Origin of the sequence: Peribacillus sp. NPDC101480 (genome assembly GCF_050277335.1) — a bacterium.
GTDB lineage: Bacteria > Bacillota > Bacilli > Bacillales > DSM-1321 > Peribacillus.
The window spans coordinates 98,460-117,573 of sequence record NZ_JBNNSB010000007.1 but is presented as its reverse complement, the minus strand read 5'-3'; the positions used below and the strand labels follow the sequence as shown (position 1 = coordinate 117,573).

Sequence of the window (19,114 nt, the reverse complement as noted above, 5' to 3'; positions counted from 1 at the left end):
ATGGGAAGATTATTCATATTACTTGGACTTACTTTTTTATTCGTGCATTTACACGCCTCAGGGAATATATCGAAATACATCAATATGGAATATTCTTATATTTCACAAATTGCCATCTATATATTGGCTATTTTCACGTTAATGGGATCCTACTTATATTTTAAAGAAGATAATCAAGAAGAATGTGTTGATTGTCAGTGCGGACATGATCACTCCCAGGAAAACAAGAAATGGAAAAAGAACCTTACTTACTTCCTTTACGTCATTCCCATTTTAACCGGTCTCTTTTTGCCTGTTGCCACTATGGACTCGAATATCGTAGAAAAAAAAGGATTTCATTTCCCGGTATATGATGACTCAGATGAATATAGCCAGCATCAATTTCTGCAGCCGGATACGAGTCTTTATTATGGCAAGGATGACTATTTAACTTTAATGGATCACTCGCTCAAAGACTTAGTTGACCATGATAGTCTTCATTTAACCGATGAAAACTATCTAAATGACTTAGAGGCCATCTATTACTCTCCTGGAAAATTCACGGGCAAACAAATTACGTTAACCGGGTTTTCGTACAATTCGGATGAGCTAGCCAAAAACCAGGTATTCCTGTTTCGTTTTGGAGTCATTCACTGTGTCGCAGACTCTGGGGTATTCGGTATGCTGATCGAATTTCCCGAAGGTATGCATCCAAAAAATGATGAGTGGTATTCCGTGACAGGAGAATTGGAATCCATTTATTATCAGCCATTCAAGAAAACCATTCCCCTGCTCAAAGTATCATCACATAGTAAAATCGCAGAACCTGACGATCCCTATGTTTATAGACAATATTAAAAAATTAATCATGGAAAGGTAAAGATATTATATTATTCTTACCTTTCTTTTTAATTACCTCAAAGCTTCCATTTATGAAATCTCTTTTAGCCTAGTTATCTCTTTATGCGATATTAAGGATCCTGCCCATCCACTTGATTCCACTCAATGTGACAGATCTGCAAAATAACCTGAGAAATGACGAAAAAGTTGAATTTTATTTAAATGGGTCATGTTTTTTATATGCCTTACCTTTATAATATAAATGCTACATATTTTTTTACCACATCAGGAGGAACTTTCCTAAATGAACAATTCGAAAAACTCTTTCATTCTTGCAGGAACCATTATAGGTACCCTTATCGCCGGCACTTCTGCCTATGCTGGTTCTTATCAAGTTAAATCAGGGGACACCCTTGATAAAATCTCTAAAGCTAATAATACAACTGTCCAACAATTAAAATCTCAAAACCATTTGACTAGTAACCTTATTTTTCCCGGCCAAATCTTGAAATTTAATACTCTTAACACTAAGAATATAGATAAAACCGAAAAATATGTAGTTAAACTGGGGGATACTTTATCTAAAATTGCTAAAAGATACAACCTTTCACTTAGTGCCCTGCTTAAATTAAACACTAATATTTCTAATTCGGATCGCATTTATATTGGCCAATCCATCCGTGTTTCCGGACAAGCTCCTGCATCCAGCTCTACGGCCAAAACAAATGCTACATATACAGTCAAATCCGGAGACACCCTGGACAAAATTGCAAGAGTCAACAATATGACTGTCCAACAATTAAAGTCTAAAAACCATTTGACTGGTAGCCTTATTTTTCCCGGTCAGGTCCTGAAGGTTAATACCCTTACCAGCACTCCGGATAATAATAAAAATACAACAGACGTTTATGTGGTTAAATTAGGGGATTCCTTATCAACCATCGCTAAAAGATATAACCTTTCCCTTAGTGCCTTACTTAAAATAAACCCTAATATTTCTAATTCAGATCGTATTCGTATAGGCCAAACCATCCGTGTTTCAGGGAAAGCCTCGGCTTCTTCAATTAATAAACCGTCCAAATCGACCAAAGCGGATCAAGTTCTGGCAGCTGGTGCTAAATACATGGGAGCTAAGTATGTTTACGGTGCGAGCACTTCGCGGACTGACATATTTGATTGCTCTTCGTTCACATTAAGGGCATTCAAAAGTGCAGGTATTTCCTTGCCTAGAAATTCAGTGGCACAATCACACGTTGGTACAGCTGTATCTTCAAAAGCCCTTCAAAAAGGGGATTTAGTATTTTTTGATACCAATAATGATGGAGTAATCAACCATGTAGGAATTTATGCCGGTAACGGTCAAATGCTGAATGCTTCTACATCTAAAGGAGTATCCTACGCTAACATTAACAATTCTTACTGGGGACCTAGCTTTGTGAAGGCAGTCCGAGTTCTTAACTAAATGTGATGGCAGTAAACGATAAAGAGCAAAAAGCGTGTTTTGATAAAAAAGATCAAACACGCTTTTTGTGTATGATAATGTCAAATAGCCGCCAACTGGTGTTATGGCTTATACCCCTTCTCATCCTCACTAGCGCATTAACCTTTGCATCCCATAATCGCATAATTAAGTTGTTTATTGATACGGACTCCTTCCAAGCTGGATAATCCAAATGTGGTTTGTTATTCATAACTGGAAATGAAATGTTATTATTTTTTATTCGTTAAAGTATTAAGTCTTTTTTTATAATTGATTTTACGATTAAAAATACTCAACACACTTAAAAGTTATTGCAAGACATACAAAATAAACTAAACCTTCACTAGTAAACCCAAATTTATAAAAGATAATCGTAGCAATGATAAACACACCAGTTAAAAGCATTTTATAAGACCAATACTTACTAAGTATCATCACCTCTTTTTTCATTTTAATAATCTGAATAGGTAGTTTTAGTTAAAACTCTTCACTTAATAATATACAAATTTAAGCTAACCTTTTTTATCCCCTCTTTCCTCATACCTCGCGCATTAACCTTTGCATTTCCACAATCGCATAATTCAGTTGATTACTGATACGGACTCCTTCAAAGCTGGATAATTCCTTTCGTTGGGCTATTTCATCCTTCTTTTTTCTATGAAAGGTAATCGTTTGTTGTAATAACCAAGCCTTTCTTAATAACATTTTCCTCACCTGCCTGTTTTGTTAAATGCCTTTCCTGCATTTCAACTTGCTTTCTATGGACTTTTTCTTCTATAAGATCTATGAACGGCTGATTATTGTTGAGATTTTCTTTATTCGACTCTATTAACCGCGCTAATGATACATTTTTACGCATTTTTTGTGCCTCCTTCTCTACAGAAATTGCTAAAAAGAATGGTTTTCTCTACTTAGGAGAAATATTTTCCCTATTACTTAGTGACATTTTCATAATACTATTAGTTTAAAAATTCTTGGTTTCAATTTTGAAATGACAGGTACCAATACTGGTATTGTCACTCTGAAACTTGCAATTCTTGTCCTTGATCGGGCCGTGCAGTATCTAGATTACCAACAAAAAAAGGCCTTCATCACAGAAGACCTTTTAAGACTGTATATTAATAAGAAGAGCAAGTTCGCCTACTGTTTCTACTAAAAAAACGTTCCAGCTTCATTTAAGAATCCGCTCCCTTTCCGCTGACTGTCTGCCAAGCTACATCTAAGCAAGCGCCTGTGGTGTCTCGACCAGTCAGTTAATCGGCAGGAGTGTCGCATAATTCTTCTATCCAATAACGGTTACAGTAAAAACCATCAAGGCCGGAGCAAGGTATTCGAACATCTGCACTGTCTTGGGCCGTTGACACAGTTTATCGGCCTAAGCCTCACTGTATTCGGTCGTACATGCACTGGATTCGACCTATCCCGGACAGTATTCGACCGTTGAGGCACTTTATTCGACCTACCCCGCACTTTATTCGACCGTTGAGGCGCTTTATTCGACCTACCCCGCACTTTATTCGACCGTTGAGGCACTTTATTCGACCGTTCACGAATTTTTTTCGACTTTCACCTCATTATTCGGACTCCGAAACCCATTTTGTCTCCACACTCGATGAAGAGCAAGTTCGCCTACAGTTTCTACTAAAAAAACGTTCCAGCTTCATTTCAGAAATCCGCTCCCTTTCCGCCGGCTGTATGCCAAGCTACCTCAAAGCAAGCGCCTGTGGTGTCTCGGCCAGCAGTTATTCGGCATGAGTGTCGCATAATTCTTCTATCTAGTGAGATTCATAAACAAAACATAAAGTATATATTCTAGTGTTTAAATCAGGAGTGAGGGAATTTCGTACATGAATTACTTTAGTTTCTCTTGCTCTTCAAGGTACTGCCTTATTTTTTTCAAATAATCCGGTGCATCCATTTGATCTTTCACGACCAGCTCTATAAGGCAAAGTTTATCGGCGTTCATGTCCTGAGCATTTGTAATGGCATCATCCAGTTCACCATTCGTCTCGACTCTTGCTGTAAATGCCTCTTGACCAAACGCTTCAGCCAGTTTTGTATAATCCCACTCTGGTATTTCGTTGTATTTCTGTTTTTCTATATCGACTTTTACGTTTAAGAATTTTTCAATCGTATAGCCGTTATTGTTGAGGATGAACACGATGGGCTTGCAGCCGTTCTCCAGCATCGAGCTTATTTCCTGTACTGTCAGTTGAATCGAGCCGTCCCCGGTAAACAAAAGAACACGCCGGTTTCTATCCGCTATACAAGCTCCGAAAGCTGCGGGCGTCGCATAACCGATGCTTTGCCAGCCTCCCTGAGCAATATAGGTCGCCCCTTTCGGCAATCTGACCTGTGACATGCCATAAGAGAATGTTCCTGTTTCCGTGACCACAATGTCATTTTCCTTCAACATTTGCTGAATTCGAGGATAATAGGAAGCCGCTTTCAGTGGTGCTGACGGGTCTTCCACCATTGTGTCATACGGAAACGAGATGTTTCCGACAGATTCGTTCTGCCGGTAGCCAATGTCCTGGAGCGCACTTAGAATTTCCTCCGCCATGACATTCATATAACTGGCTTCCCCCACTTTTAAAGTGTCAGGTTGAATTTCCACCATTTTCAACGGGTCAAGCTTTGCTGTACCTTTGGAAGTATTGACGTCTGACCAAACAGCACCAACGGCTATGATGAAATCCGCTTCTTCAACAGTCCGAGTTACATCCTTACTTCCGAAAGCTCCGCCGTATACACCAATATACTGGGGGTGGCTCTCATCAAACCCGCTTTTCCCCTGCATTAATGAAGCAACTGGAACATTTAATCTCTCAGCGAGCTGAAGTACAGGTTTCTGCAAGTTATAGCGAAGTGTTTTTACGTCGACAAGCAGAACCGCTTTATTTACATGTTCTAACATACCCTTTATATGCTTTACTGCTGACTGCAACGCATTGACATTCGGTTTGGCCGCATTCTCATAAGCCTCACTGTGGGAAATCAACGGTTTTTCAACGAGATCGATAGCCACTACCAAATAAACCGGCTTTTTCTTTTCTTTCGCGATTCGGATTGCAGCCGGTATCTCCCTAGCCGCGTTTTCCGGTGTAAGGATCGCCGTATAACCGGTGATATGCTCATAAACCTTACGGAAAACATCAAAATCTCCGTCCATTAACGTATGATGGGCAAGCTCCTTCTCCTGTTGCATCATGGACTTTGGCGAGCCGACAATATGTATGAGCGGCACATTTTCACTGTACGCGCCAGCGATTGCATTACATGCGCTCATTTCACCGACACCAAAGGTGGTGATCAGTGCCGACATGCCCTTCACCCGGGCATATGCGTCCGCTGCATATCCAGCATTGAGTTCATTTCGTCCATTAATAAACTCAATCCCATCGTAATCTTCCAAAGTATCTAGCAATGAGAAATTATAGTCTCCAGGCACACCAAAAATCTCTGTAATGCCTTCTGCTTTTAAGCAGTCGTATAAAAATTGTCCCAAGGTTCTCTTCAAAGCCAATTCAATCACTCCTTCAAATCGATTACTCTATACTTTATTTATACCCAAACATATGTAGGTTAACCGTAAGTAAGGCAGTTCGCTACTCTATTACTCTAGTTTTAGCTTTGATGTATGAAGTGAGTGATTATCGCAGGCATGCTTTCATAAATGATTCAATTCCAAATCAAGATATCTGAAAATTCTTGATTCACCTCTGATTTTGATTTATATTTGAATCACTGGAAAGTGGATAAGGGGGAAAATGATGAGTGATAACAATGTTAAAAGAGTTTTGGAATGCATCATCAACACTTCCAATAATAATATTACCGTGACCGATGAAAAAGGATTCATTTTATTCACGAATCCTAACCATTGGTGGATATATGGAATCGAACCAGAACATTATCTTGGGAAATCCGTTTACCAGCTCGAAACGGAAGGAATCCTTTCACCGTCGATTTCCGCCATGGTATTGAAAGAGAAAACACCTGTCCAGATCATGCAGCAAACGAAGACGGGAAAAATCGTCATGTCGACTGCCTACCCCATCTTTGATGAGGATGGTGAATTGATTCGTGTCGTCAGCTATGCCCAAGATCAAACTGAAATAAGGAACCTCCAGGATCAGTACGGTCAATTGGAGAAAAAGATTCAAGAATACCAATCGGAGGTCGAGGAACTTAGGGAACAAGAGGAGCTGATCTATCGCAGTAAGGAAATGCGGCAAATCGCCAAAACGATACACCGTGTTTCCAAAACGGATGCGACAGTCATGCTTCTTGGGGAATCCGGTGTGGGAAAAAGCGTATTTGCCCGGCGGCTGCACAATCAGAGTTACCGCAGCAAAGAGCCATTCATCGAAGTCAACTGCAGTACCATCCCAGAAAGTCTCTTTGAATCCGAAATGTTTGGATATGAAGCGGGATCTTTCACTGGTGCGCAGAAGCAGGGGAAGCAGGGGCTGGTGGAACAAGCAGATAACGGAACCTTATTTCTGGATGAAATCGGGGAGCTTCCCCTGGATATGCAAGTGAAATTATTAAATGTCCTGCAAGAGAAGACCTTTAAAAGAGTGGGCGGGAAAAAAGAGTATAGGATAGATTTTCGGCTTGTGACTGCAACCAATCAAAACCTTGAAGAAATGGTGGAAAAGGGAACATTCAGGCTAGATTTGTATTACCGCTTAAATGTGATTCCGATCCAAATACCTCCATTACGCGAAAGAAAAGAAGACATTGCCATCTTAATCAATCATAATCTCGAAATTATCAACAAGAAATACAAGACAGATAAGAAGTTGCACCCTTCCACTTATGAAATACTGATTCAGCATAAATGGTCAGGAAACGTTCGTGAATTGGAAAACCTGATTGAACGGCTCATTTTGACCTCGGAAGACTCCATCATTTTCCCAGGCTTTCTCCCCTCCCATTTCCATGTACAAGAATCTTTGGAGAAAATAGATGATACCCTAATGATCGACAATATGATGGTTGATGATAGTGATCTCAATACCGCCCTCGAACAAGTCGAAAAATGGATGATGATGAAAGCGAGTAAACAATGCAAGTCCACATATGAAATGGCTAAATTCTTAGGTATCAGCCAGCCTTCCGTCGTCAGGAAAATGAAGAAATATAAAGAACACCTGCCCATTAAGTAACAGCGGGATGAGTGTATATTTCAATGCAGTATCCACCTTTTTAACCTGTATAAATAGGAGACCAGCGTATCGAAGGTCTCCTGTTTCTTATTTATTTGACACGCCTGCAGATTCAAATGTTGCCATTTCTTTAATGACCAATGTCGCTGCCTTAAGGATGGGGTATGACAGGGCAGCCCCTGTTCCTTCCCCGATTCTCATTCCCAGGTCGAGGATCGGCTCCTTGCCAAGCAGTTCTATGGCCGTTCTATGACCAGGTTCTGCAGATCGATGTCCAACAAACATATAATCGACTGCACGTCCGGAAATCAGGTTTGCCAATACAGCAGCCGTGGTTGTAATGAAACCATCAACAAGAATCGGTATACGGTTATTCGCTGCAGCAAGCATGGCCCCTGCCATACCTGCAATTTCGAATCCACCGATATTCATCAAAATGTTGATTGGATCATCAGGATTGGGATTTCTTAATGAAATCGCTTCCTCAATTATTCTTCGCTTATGTAAAATGCCTTCTGAATTCAATCCTGTTCCCTGCCCCACTAGTGATTCGACGCTTTTCCCGCTTACGATGGAGATGATGGCGGTACTGGATGTCGTATTTCCGATTCCCATTTCACCAAGAATCAGGCAGTTCACACCATGGGCAATCATTTTCTCTGCACGCTCATATCCAATTTCAAGCGCTTGAATTACTTCTTCCTTTGTCATCGCCTCTTCCTTATAAAAGTTTCTAGTTCCATTGCGGACTTTTCTCGAAGTTAACCCTGGTGCCTCGATATCTGCATCGATCCCTATATCGACAATATCCAAGTAAGCGTCTATCGCCCGGCTTAATACATTGATTGCGGCACCGTCATTCAGGAAGTTGAGAGCCATTTGTTCCGTCACTTCTTTTGGATAAGCCGAAACCCCTTCTTCCGTAATTCCATGGTCGGCCGCAAACACGATAACCCCCGGTTTCGAAATGTCTGGAAATGCCTCTCCTGTCATCTTGGCCAGTTCGATTATCCATTCTTCAAGCCGGCCTAAACTTCCCTTAGGAACCGTCAGCGAATCGACATGTCCTTTAACCTGCCGTCCCATTTCTTCATCCAGCATCGGGATGGAGATGGCAGCTAACCCATTCGTCATATTAATACCCCCACAATCCAAAATGAAAAACCTTAACCACAGGAAAAGGTTCTTATCCATCATCTGCTATAAATACAACTTAGTCCACATAATTATCCTCTAAGCTTTCACTTGTACTTACTGTGTTCAATTCACTTCGGCACTCCCATTTCATTAAGTGGGTAAATACGAAATTTCACTTTGCCCACAAGTGATTCTTCAGAAATAAAACCAAATCTTCTTCCATCCCAACTGTTCCTCCGATTATCCCCCATGACAAATAAATGACCCGCAGGTACCTTGGATTTCCCAAGTAAATCACTCAGGCTGAAATTCTCCGTCAGATTTTCTTCAGGCGGAATTTCCCCTTTTTTTGTTTTCAAATATGGTTCCGTATACTTTTTCCCATTGATATATAAGACATCATCTTTCATTTCGACACTGTCACCTGGTAAACCGATCACCCTTTTTATATAATTCTCTTCAGCGTCCGGAGCATAAAATACAACCATATCGAAGCGCTCCGGCTTTCCGATTTTAGCTACCACGATCCGGTCATCATTCTCATAAGTCGGCTCCATTGATTCACCTTTTACTGTGACTGGCGTAAATAAAAACTGTTGGCAAATGAACACGATCATTAAAGCGAATAAAATGGCTTTCAACCACGAAAACACTTCACTTTTCATAAGGACTCCCTCCCATCCATTGTGAACGGCTAAACCAATTATTGGCTTTCAGCGCAATTCTTTAGCTCTGCTTATCCCCATAAATATCCTTTTGCGGTCGGGGACTTTCGAGGTGACTTTCCAAAGAAATATATGGAAAAATTGTAACATATACATTTATCGCTTGCGAGATTAAATCATTTTCAATGCCAATCTCAAACCATGAAAAAAAGGATAGCAAATTTCAGCTATCCTCTTACTACGTTCTTTCCTCAGTATTTATTCCAAGTCAATATAGTATCGAGTGGCAAACGAACTTTTTCAAACCCTGCTTTAGTTCCTTTTCCAATGGAAATTAACATGACAGGCTTGAAGTTTTCCGGTACATTGAATGCATCGACAAATTTGGCTTCATCAAAGCCTCCCATTGGTACTGTATCGTATCCTTTTGCTTTTGCAGCCAACATGATCTGCATGGAAACCAAGCCACCGTCAATCATGGCTACACTTAAAGCCTTTTCAGCAGAAAAGTTTCCGTAATTATGCAGAATAGAGGCTACATATGGCTCTTTGATTTCATTCTTCATGATCCCTTTATTGACTAATTCACCATAAATCCGCTCTGCATTTTTGTAACCTTCAATATCAGCTAAAACGGCAATGACAGCAGATGCGTCGACGATTTGTTGTTGGTTATTTGCGATGGGAAGCAATTCTTGCTGGGTTTGCTTATCTTGAATCACAAGGAATCTCCATGGCTGCAAGTTGGAAGAAGATGGTGCTTGAATCGCAATATCCAGAATTTCACGAATTTCTTCTTCAGTCATCACGTATTCAGGATCGTACTGGCGAACAGATCTCCGTTCATTTGCTACCGTAATGAAATCCGTATCATTAAGGACTTTGGGCTTTTCGACCGGTATATTCAATTCTTTCGATTTATTTAGGTACTCTTCTTTACTCATTATATTTTTTGTCATTTATAATGACCTCCATTTAACTGTATTTAATACAGGAACAGTATATAATGCATACTGTTCTTTTGTCAAATACAGTTTAATAAAAACGAAACCTTGTCAGTTTCGTTTTTCACATTAAGATTTTGATAGTAAGTCAGCAATCGTCTTTTGTTCCAAGCCGTGTATAATCCAGCTCTCCATCTCGTTTTTCAAACCGCATAACGCTTCTCTAGAAGATGGATGAAAGCATTTTTTATCATTCACATCAAGAAAGCCTTTTGAGAAAGGTTCCGATTTAATCGCAGAGTATATGTCTGCAAGAATGATTTGTTCGGGATTTTTGGCAAGTGAATATCCCCCATCCCTGCCCTCCTTCGCTTGAATCAGCCCGGCCTTCACTAAATTACTTAATATTTTTCTAAGAAAACCTGACTCCGAATCAAGCTTATCGGCCAATTTATTACTATTACATAATCCATCATGATCAGCAAGAACAAGCAGGGCTTGTACGGCAAGACTAAACCACATAATACTGGAAACCTTTTCTGACATTTCTTTCACCTCTCTCCTCTACTTTAAACTATTTTTCAATGAATATACAACGATGCATCGAACAATCCTGCCTAAAACCTCTTTTTAATGAACCCTCCCTCGTCGGGGAAAGCTTGAAGCCCTTTTGGAACGATGCGAGTTCCAGGGCAGTGATAGTAATCTTTTTTAAAAATCCAAAAAAGATATAGACAAATTTCTTGTCTTACAAATTATATTTTTAGGAATATGGTAAACTTACTTAATAGAATTTACTTTACTCAGGAAGTGGATGAATCATGCTGAAAACAATAAATGAACAAATGGATAAAATTATGCCCCTTATCACGCCGATAAGCGTGGTTATTGGGGTATTATTGGCCGAACACCTTATGGATTACACCTTTCTTGTCCCATGGATATTTGCCTTCATTACCTTTTCCGGAAGTTTAGGCTCCAACTTTGAATCTCTTAAACAGGCAGTCACCCACCCTTTACCTGTTTTCATCGTATTGATCATCCTTCATATGCTTATGCCTGTTTGGGCTTTTGGACTCGGCCATTTAGTGTTCCATGGTGATGCTTTCACGATAACCGGCCTAGTCCTGGCTGTAGTGATTCCAACCGGTGTCACCAGTATGATCTGGGTATCCATTTATAATGGGAATGCCGTACTTGCCCTAACGATCATCTTGATCGACACCCTACTCTCGCCATTCATCGTTCCATACAGTGTATCCCTTTTTGGAGGCGGTTCGATCGAAATGGATTTAGGTTCGATGGTGAAAGGATTAATCGGTATGGTCGTTCTTCCCTCCATGCTTGCCATGTTCTTGAATCAAGCTACAAAAGGGAAGATACAATATACACTATCCCCCCGCTTAGCTCCATTTTCCAAGATAAGCGTTGGAATCGTAGTCATATTGAACAGTTCAAAAATCGCGCCTTACTTAACCCATTTCGATAAGAAATTAATGATCATGGCCTTCTTGGTTTTGTTCATAGCTGCTTCTGGGTATGCCATTTCTTGGATGGTCGGGGCATATTTAAGATGGGATAAGGCGGATATCATCACTTTGACATTTACAGGCGGCATGCGAAACATCAGTGCGGGAGCCGTTCTTGCAACCGCCTATTTCCCTGCTGCCGTCGCGGTACCCGTTGTACTTGGGATGCTTTTTCAACAAATGCTTGCCTCCTTTTTTGGCTATGTCATGGAAAGGCATTTCCATCGTGATGTGAATGAAGGGTGAGCCGTCGAAACAACATGATTGGAAGATAGTGTATAATCATTACATAGATCTTCATACGGTGGTGAAATTCATGATCCATGCTGTCAAAGATTTTTTATCCAGCTGCTTGCTGATTACCAGTTGGTTAATATTTGGGGTCAGCAGCATTTTTTTCGTCTTTTCGTTTTTTACCGTTTTTGCCATACCTATTTTCTTATTAATATTTTTTATCGGCTTCCTTTGTTTCCATATTTCCAAGAAACTGGACTCACGACGGGTTTCTAAGTGTTGAGATCTATTTATTCTACAATACTGGCGGTAAATTTTTTTGAATGCCATTTGACACGAATTATCCCCTACAAATTTATTCCGACGTGCAACCAGATTAATTGACCTACAACCAATTTTCGTCGCTTAACTTAATCCATAAAAAAGGAGCTGCAAATGGCAGCTCCTTTTTTTGTTCTCACATCTGCATTATCGTGATAAGGTACCTTGCAGACGATTTGTTTCGGCGATTACTTTTTCTTCATCGATCGTTAAGCAGCGGCCATCTTTCACGACGTTTTTGCCATCAATGTATACATCACATACATCATTTCCGCGTGCTGCATAAAGCAGGTGCGAATAGGCTTCACTCAATGGCTGAAGATGTTCTTTGTCATATGGGTAAATGGTGATGAAATCTGCTTTTTTACCAGCTTCCAGTGATCCTGTATGACCCATGCCTACTGCTTCGGCACCCATTCTTGTGGCCATGGCGAGTGCCGTTTGGGCAGGGAATTTTGTGGCATCCTTATACATTCCTTTTTGCAGTAATGCAGCCGTCCTCATTTCTTCGAACATATCAAAGTTGTTATTGGAGGCAACGCCATCTGTTGCCACTCCCACTTTAATGCCTTCATCAAGAAGGCTGACGACATCTGCTATTCCAGATCCGAGCTTCAGGTTACTGATTGGATTATGGGCAACGCGAACATCATGCTGTTTTAGGATTGCCCGCTCTTCATCATTGAGAACCACTCCATGTGCCATCACGGTAGGCTGATCGAACAGCCCTAGACGGCGAAGGTGCTCGACAGGACGGGATCCGTAACGTTTTTCGATGTCGAGGATTTCAAAGTCCGTTTCCGATACGTGAATGTGCACCATCAAATCATTCTCTTTTGCAATCCGTGCACTTTCCATAATCGCTTCAGGTGTGCAGGCATATGGGCTATGTGGTGCGACCATTGTAGTCAGGCGGCCATCGGCAAACGTTTTATAGTTTTTTGAAAACTGCTCAGCTCCCATGAGGTTCGCCTTTTGATCTTTTTCCGTACCCAAGCTGAAGATCGTGTAGGAAAAGGCTCCCCGCATTCCTGTTTCGCCTATCGTCTCCATGACAGCACCCGCATCTATTCCATTAGGATTAAACATATCCGAAAATGTCGTGGTTCCTGATTTCATCATTTCCATGATGCCAAGCTGTGAACTTACAGAGGCGATTTCCGTTGTAAACTGGCTTTCGATCGGCCATATTTTCGTTTCAAGCCATGGCTTCAGCAGCATATCGTCCCCGATACCGCGTAAAAGGGTCATTACAATATGCGAATGGGCATTCACAAGGCCTGGCATAATCCATTTCCCGCCAAGGTTGACCACTTGATCTGCATCTGCCAATTGTTGTTCATCATGCTGGCCGATGTAGGATATGGTATGATCTTGTACAATCATCATGCCGTTTTCAAAGATTTGATTTTCCTTGTCCATAGTAAAAAATGTAGCATTCACATATATTGTTTTCATAAGTATTTCCTCCAAAGTCGTCACATGTATTAACATGTTCTATTCCGCATTCTAAACTAGCACCTTACATGTAATCAAGTAATTCCATATTATCAAGGGACATTTCCATTTACCTTAGGAACCTATTGGAAGTGCTCCAAGATGAATGCTTCTTCAATTACCACCACATAGTGGATGACTATTGCAAAATCAATTGCTTAAAAATATCTTCCCTCTATTGCCTGTGACAATCATGGCTTCTTTCACATCTTGAAGACCATAGTAGGAATCCGGCATCATGAATTTCAACCTTTTATCAGCGATGAACCCCATCAAAAGATTAAACGTTTCATGCCAGGTTTGAACGGAAGCCTGCTGATTCCAATGCCGAAGATGAAACATTTTAACATTCACTTTTGTCCTTTCGGAAATTTTTGCCCAATTCACAGACTGTCCCGATAAAAGGCCAATCGTTAATAAGATGCCATTTGGCCGAACGCAAAAAGCGAGTTCTGAGCCATCGATGCTGCCCACTGAATCTATGGCCGCTTTCGCTCCGCGCCCATCCGTCATTTCCATCACTGTATCATGCAATGATGATCTTGACGTATCGATCACATATGAAGCACCAAGTTTAAGCAGTTCTTCCGTATACTTATTGTTTCTCGTTACAGCAATCAGCTTAAATCCAAGAATTCTGGATAACTGGGCAAAGATGCGGCCAATGGAAGATCCGCAGGCATTTACTAGTAAAACATCATCCGGTTTCAATGTTAATACTTCTGTACAGATTAGCCATGCGGTTATCGGGTTTATATATAATTGCGCTGCTATATGGTCCTCAAGTGAATCTGGAATGACGATGGCCAGCTCCGCAGATGTTTTAACATAATCCTGCCAGGTCCCTTCACCGCGCAAAGGCAGAACACGCTTGCCTACCAGTTCTTTCGAAACCGAAGCACCCACCTCTTCAACAATGCCGACCCCTTCATAACCAGGTATGGAAGGCAAGGGAATTCGGTGAGAATATGCACCGCGAATGGGCAGCAAGTCAGACGGGTTAACGGGACGTGTGGTCATCCGAACGAGGACTTCCCCGTTTAAAGGTTTTTGAATAAGTTTATTTTCAACTTTTAAAACCTTTTCCGGATTCCCAAACTCATAGAATTTAACACATTTGGCTTCCAAGATACTAAGTCTCCTTTAATATATATGTCTATCTATTCTATCATTTATACTCTTGATCTAAAATATCTTAACTATCCCTCTCAACATCGTAAATAAGCAAAAAAGCCAACAATGAATATGTTGACTTCTGTAATTCGTTATTCCATCCGGCACGATCGTCGTTAGTTTTTCTAATACTCTTTAGATAAACCAATTGGAATGCATAGGGGCGTTTGATCTACTGGATTTTCAATAATACAGCATTCCAGTCTGAAGACGTCCTTGATCATCTCTTTTGTGAATACCGTTTCAGGAGGTCCCTCTTTATAGATTTTTCCCTTCTTGATGCTAATCAGGTGATCGGCATACTGTGCCGCTTGATTCAAATCATGCAGAACCATGACTATCGTACGTCCATAAGTTACGTTTAAATCGCGCAGTAATTCCAATATTTCAATTTGGTGCGCTAAGTCGAGATAGGTTGTCGGTTCATCTAACAGTAAAAGGTCGGTTTCTTGTACTAAAGCCATCGAAATCCATGCTCTTTGCCTTTGTCCTCCAGATAATGCATCCAATGTCCGATCAGCAAACTCCGTCATTTTTGTTGCTGATAATGCACGGTCGACAATCCTATGATCTTCCGGGGTTTGTCTGGAAAATAAGCCCTTGTGCGGATGCCTGCCATAATAGCATAGTTCTTTAACGGTTATATCTTCCGGAGCTTCCGGAGCTTGGGGTAAGATGGCCAATTTCTTCGCCACTTCCTTGGAAGACTGCTGATGAATTGCTTTTCCATCTAAATAGATCGTGCCTTGCTGAGGCATCAATAATCTAGCTAGAGACCTCAGAATGGTTGATTTGCCACAACCATTGGAGCCAATGATTATACTGATCTTGCCTTCGGGAATTTCTAAATCGATATTTTCAATGATTTGAGTTGATCCATAAGAGAGAGAAAGATGCTCTGCTGATAATGTTGTCATGATCGCCAGCCTTCCTTATGTTATTTTTCGTTCACGGCGTAATAGATATAAAAAATATGGTACACCAATCACCGCAGTGATGATTCCGGCGGGTATTTCTATTGGAGGGAATAATCCTCTTCCAAGACTATCGGCAACGAGGAGAAAGATAGAACCGAAAAGAGCTGAAGCAGGAAGTAATACCTTGAATTTTGACCCTACCATCCTCCGTGCAATATGGGGGGCAATTAAACCAATGAACCCGATCGAACCAACCGCTGCTACACAGACTCCGATTAATATGACAGAAACACTTAACAAAATATAACGCAGTGATTTTGATCTTTCACCGAGACCTGTAGCTATATCGTCTCCAAGACTCAGTACATCCATTTTAGACGTCAATGCAATCAATACAGGTACAAGCACAAGACATGGAAGCAAAATGAATACTTGATCCCATCCTCTTCCCCATAGACTGCCAGTCAACCACAGCAGTGTCGTGTTTACATCATCCGGGAACTTGACCATGAAATACTCTATGCCAGCTTGACATATGGCCCCTAGAGCGATTCCGACCAAAGCTATCGTATTTGGTTGAGCTCCTTTTTTATAAATAAATATCATCAAAATGGCCGCCATGACCGCAGCGCCGATAAAAGCTGAAAGAGGCAGTATGATAATGGGCGATTGCGGAAATAAAACAATGACGATAACTGCTGCCAATCCGGCCCCTTTTGTTACCCCAATCACATCTGGAGAAGCCAGCGGATTTCGAAGGACTCCTTGCAGAATGGCTCCGGCCGTTGCCAATCCGGCCCCCACTATCACGGCAATTAGAATGCGCGGTATGCGATAGTTGTGCAAAATGAATGTCTGACTTTGCATGCCATTTCCAAGGAAATTTTGGAGAATTTCTAAAGGTGAAATATAAATGGCCCCTAAGCCCAGGCTCACCATTGCTAAAATCAGCACGGTAACCGTCAGCAACAGGATAATAGAATACGGGGGCAAAGTTGATTTCAACCCAAATGTCCGTTTTAATTTCATTGCTTAATATTCCTCCCATTCTTAGCTAAATAAAGGAAGAATGGCGCACCGATCATAGCGGTTACGATGCCTACCGGCGACTCAAAAGGATAAGCAATGAAACGTGCGAGAATATCTGCGTAAACTAAGAGTAAAGCGCCGAATAATGCAGAAAAAGGGATGATCCTTCGATAATCCCCGCCCACCAGTCTCCTGACGATATGAGGAATGATCAATCCCACAAATCCCACTGGGCCTGCGACGGCAACCGAAGATCCTGCCAAAATGATCACCAATATTCCTGCTAAAATACGGATTCGATGCACCCGCTGCCCAAGTCCCTGCGCCATATTTTCTCCTAAGACAAGGATCGAAACAGATCGAGAGAACATGGCAGCAACAAGCAGACCGAAAAGAGACCAAGGAAGGATCATGTTCACGTGAGCCCATGTTTTTCCATTAATAGACCCGACTAACCAATAGAGCACATCTTTTGCTTGTTCATTAAAGATGATCATGCCTTGCGTTAAGGAAGATAAAAAAAAGTGAACAGCCATTCCAGCCAATGCCAGCTTCACTTGGGTCATTCCTCCCCCCGAAGCAAAAGAATAGACTGCCATCCCTCCCACTGCTGCACCAATGAATGCAACGCAAACTAGAGACACGGAAGAAAGGTTAGGAAAGAAAACAAAAGCTGACACAATAAAAAATGAGGCACCGGCATTAACACCAAACACTTGTGGAGAAGCTAATGAATTCCGGGTAATAGCCTGCATGAGAGCACCCGCTACCGCTAAATTAGCACCGACCAACGCTCCAACTAAAGCTCGTGGCAATCGAAGAGTCCTTATAATAGTCTGTTCCTTGGACGAGTCGGCCTCAAAAAAGGACTTCAAAACCATTGATGCATCAATATCGGACGCTCCCACAGAAATACTCGTCAGGATACCTAAAATTAACAAAACGATCCCAGCTATAGCCGTACATAACACTTTCAGTTTACTTCTACCTACAGTTTCCATTTTCTATACAACACACTTCCTGACAAAATTTAAACCTAATGGAAAGCGAAGTAAGAATGGGATCTCTTACTTCGCTTTTGTTCGTCTATTCTTCTCCAAGCATTTTTAAAGTGTCTTTAGCAATGGCCTCTGCGGATACAACACCGCGGTATCTCGTCCATAAATCTCGATCAACACTATACACTTGTCCGTTTTTTACAGCCTTCAAGTCTTTCCAAAGAGGATTGTCTTTCCACTCATCAGTAAGTAACTTACCCTCATTGTTCGCTAAAAGCAGCACATCCGGATCAATCTCGACAAGCTGCTCCAGATTCATTTCGGCATGTGGCAGTTCCTGCTGAATGGCATTTTTCAATCCCATGCGCTCAAGCAATTCTCCATCATACGAAGATGAAGTATGGGCTTGGAATGAAGTATCTCGTACAACTGCTGGTAAAACCGTCATATTTGAATCAACAGTAAGCTTTGATTTAAGTTCCTTAATCGTTTTTTCATGCTCGCTCAATCTTTTTTCTGCAGCATCTTCCTGGTTTACTGCCTTTGCAATCGTTTTAAAAGAATCCAGATTTTCTTGATATGTAGATTCCCGACTTTTTAAGACAACGGTAGGAGCAATCTGCTGTAAATCTTTATAAATCCCTTTATGTCGCTCAGCATCTGCAATGATTAAATCCGGCTGTAAAGAACTGATAACCTCTAAATTAGGCTGCTCACGTGTTCCTACGGAAGTATAATCCATTTCTTGACCAACAAGTTTTGTAATCATATCTTTTTTGTTGTCATCTGAAATCCCGATAGGTTTTATCCCTAGGGCATTTAAAGAATCAACGAAAGATAACTCAAGCGTAACTATTTTTTTAGGAGTGTTTTTAATTTCCGTTTCTCCCATTTCATGCTTAATCGTCCTTACTTCTTGATTCTTTGTTGCGGCAGATGTCTTCTCTGCCTCCGTTGTTTTTTGAGAATTATTACATCCTGTTAACACCATCATAATCGTAAATAACAGGATGAATGCTCCTCCCCCAAATGTTCTTACTTTTCTAGATTCTCTCATTTTTTGCACCCTTTCCGTCATCTATAACTACTTAACTTCTTATCCGACGAATACATTCATAATTGAAAATGATTATCATTATCCTGTTGTTATGATAAAGTCATAGATTGATGCGGTCAATATTAATGAAATTTTGTGAA

At 41.0% G+C, this 19,114-nt stretch carries 17 protein-coding genes; 4 read left to right on the top strand and 13 right to left on the bottom strand.

Translation table 11 applies throughout. The annotated features are described in order from the left end of the window. Both ACQKMF_RS21405 and ACQKMF_RS21400 read left to right on the top strand, forming a co-directional pair. Complete coding sequence (locus ACQKMF_RS21405; RefSeq protein WP_402940883.1) at positions 1–837, top strand: TIGR03943 family putative permease subunit; 837 nt, start codon at positions 1–3, stop codon at positions 835–837. A gap of 286 nt (positions 838–1,123) precedes the next feature. Then, positions 1,124–2,281, top strand: coding sequence for a C40 family peptidase (locus ACQKMF_RS21400; protein WP_402940880.1), 1,158 nt, complete (start codon positions 1,124–1,126; stop codon positions 2,279–2,281). A gap of 673 nt (positions 2,282–2,954) precedes the next feature. Here ACQKMF_RS21400 and ACQKMF_RS21395 read toward each other — a convergent pair. Both ACQKMF_RS21395 and ACQKMF_RS21390 read right to left on the bottom strand, forming a co-directional pair. Then, the gene (locus tag ACQKMF_RS21395; RefSeq protein ID WP_101224336.1) at positions 2,955–3,158 is read right to left on the bottom strand and encodes a hypothetical protein; all 204 of its coding nucleotides are present in this window, start codon (positions 3,156–3,158) and stop codon (positions 2,955–2,957) included. Positions 3,159–4,151: 993 nt separating this feature from the next. Then, positions 4,152–5,825, bottom strand: coding sequence for an alpha-keto acid decarboxylase family protein (locus ACQKMF_RS21390; RefSeq protein ID WP_402940876.1), 1,674 nt, complete (start codon positions 5,823–5,825; stop codon positions 4,152–4,154). Positions 5,826–6,069: 244 nt separating this feature from the next. Between ACQKMF_RS21390 and ACQKMF_RS21385 the strand changes: the two genes are divergently transcribed. Then, the gene (locus ACQKMF_RS21385; protein WP_427574854.1) at positions 6,070–7,473 is read left to right on the top strand and encodes a sigma-54 interaction domain-containing protein; all 1,404 of its coding nucleotides are present in this window, start codon (positions 6,070–6,072) and stop codon (positions 7,471–7,473) included. An 87-nt stretch (positions 7,474–7,560) separates the two neighbouring features. On the opposite strand, the gene cobT is transcribed toward ACQKMF_RS21385, so the two are convergent. From cobT to ACQKMF_RS21365, 4 genes are all read right to left on the bottom strand, one after another. After that, positions 7,561–8,607, bottom strand: coding sequence for a nicotinate-nucleotide--dimethylbenzimidazole phosphoribosyltransferase (gene cobT, locus ACQKMF_RS21380; protein ID WP_402940870.1), 1,047 nt, complete (start codon positions 8,605–8,607; stop codon positions 7,561–7,563). Between the two features lie 131 nt (positions 8,608–8,738). Then, a complete protein-coding gene (lepB, locus tag ACQKMF_RS21375; protein WP_402940867.1) occupies positions 8,739–9,275 on the bottom strand; it encodes a signal peptidase I in 537 nt (178 codons plus the stop codon). A gap of 251 nt (positions 9,276–9,526) precedes the next feature. Continuing rightward, the gene (locus ACQKMF_RS21370) at positions 9,527–10,234 is read right to left on the bottom strand and encodes a nitroreductase family protein (protein WP_230177184.1); all 708 of its coding nucleotides are present in this window, start codon (positions 10,232–10,234) and stop codon (positions 9,527–9,529) included. Positions 10,235–10,348: 114 nt separating this feature from the next. Further along, positions 10,349–10,765: an RrF2 family transcriptional regulator gene (locus ACQKMF_RS21365; RefSeq protein ID WP_101224342.1), complete on the bottom strand. Its 417-nt coding sequence runs from the start codon at positions 10,763–10,765 to the stop codon at positions 10,349–10,351. 275 nt (positions 10,766–11,040) lie between these two features. Here ACQKMF_RS21365 and ACQKMF_RS21360 point away from each other — a divergent pair, with 275 nt between their 5' ends. Further along, positions 11,041–11,994, top strand: a complete 954-nt coding sequence (locus ACQKMF_RS21360) for a bile acid:sodium symporter family protein (RefSeq protein WP_101224343.1) — start codon at positions 11,041–11,043, stop codon at positions 11,992–11,994. Between the two features lie 51 nt (positions 11,995–12,045). Here the strand turns inward: ACQKMF_RS21360 and ACQKMF_RS21355 are convergent, their stop codons facing one another. The 7 genes from ACQKMF_RS21355 to ACQKMF_RS21325 all read right to left on the bottom strand — a co-directional run bounded on the left by ACQKMF_RS21355 (position 12,046) and on the right by ACQKMF_RS21325 (position 18,974). Next, positions 12,046–12,312 carry a hypothetical protein gene (locus tag ACQKMF_RS21355; RefSeq protein ID WP_402940862.1) on the bottom strand — a complete coding sequence of 89 codons (267 nt, stop codon included), beginning with the start codon at positions 12,310–12,312 and terminating at the stop codon, positions 12,046–12,048. 138 nt (positions 12,313–12,450) lie between these two features. Continuing rightward, entirely contained in the window at positions 12,451–13,761 is a 1,311-nt protein-coding gene (locus ACQKMF_RS21350; RefSeq protein WP_402940859.1) for an amidohydrolase family protein, read from the bottom strand. A gap of 189 nt (positions 13,762–13,950) precedes the next feature. After that, positions 13,951–14,928: a zinc-dependent alcohol dehydrogenase family protein gene (locus ACQKMF_RS21345; protein ID WP_427574848.1), complete on the bottom strand. Its 978-nt coding sequence runs from the start codon at positions 14,926–14,928 to the stop codon at positions 13,951–13,953. A gap of 170 nt (positions 14,929–15,098) precedes the next feature. After that, entirely contained in the window at positions 15,099–15,890 is a 792-nt protein-coding gene (locus ACQKMF_RS21340) for an ABC transporter ATP-binding protein (RefSeq protein WP_230177179.1), read from the bottom strand. A 15-nt stretch (positions 15,891–15,905) separates the two neighbouring features. Beyond that, the gene (locus tag ACQKMF_RS21335) at positions 15,906–16,919 is read right to left on the bottom strand and encodes a FecCD family ABC transporter permease (protein ID WP_427574846.1); all 1,014 of its coding nucleotides are present in this window, start codon (positions 16,917–16,919) and stop codon (positions 15,906–15,908) included. Further along, on the bottom strand, positions 16,916–17,920 hold the full coding sequence (locus ACQKMF_RS21330; protein WP_402940849.1) for a FecCD family ABC transporter permease: 1,005 nt from the start codon (positions 17,918–17,920) through the stop codon (positions 16,916–16,918). Before ACQKMF_RS21330 ends, ACQKMF_RS21335 begins: the two co-directional genes overlap by 4 nt. An 85-nt stretch (positions 17,921–18,005) precedes the next feature. Further along, positions 18,006–18,974 carry an ABC transporter substrate-binding protein gene (locus tag ACQKMF_RS21325; protein WP_101224349.1) on the bottom strand — a complete coding sequence of 323 codons (969 nt, stop codon included), beginning with the start codon at positions 18,972–18,974 and terminating at the stop codon, positions 18,006–18,008. Positions 18,975–19,114: the final 140 nt, after the last annotated feature.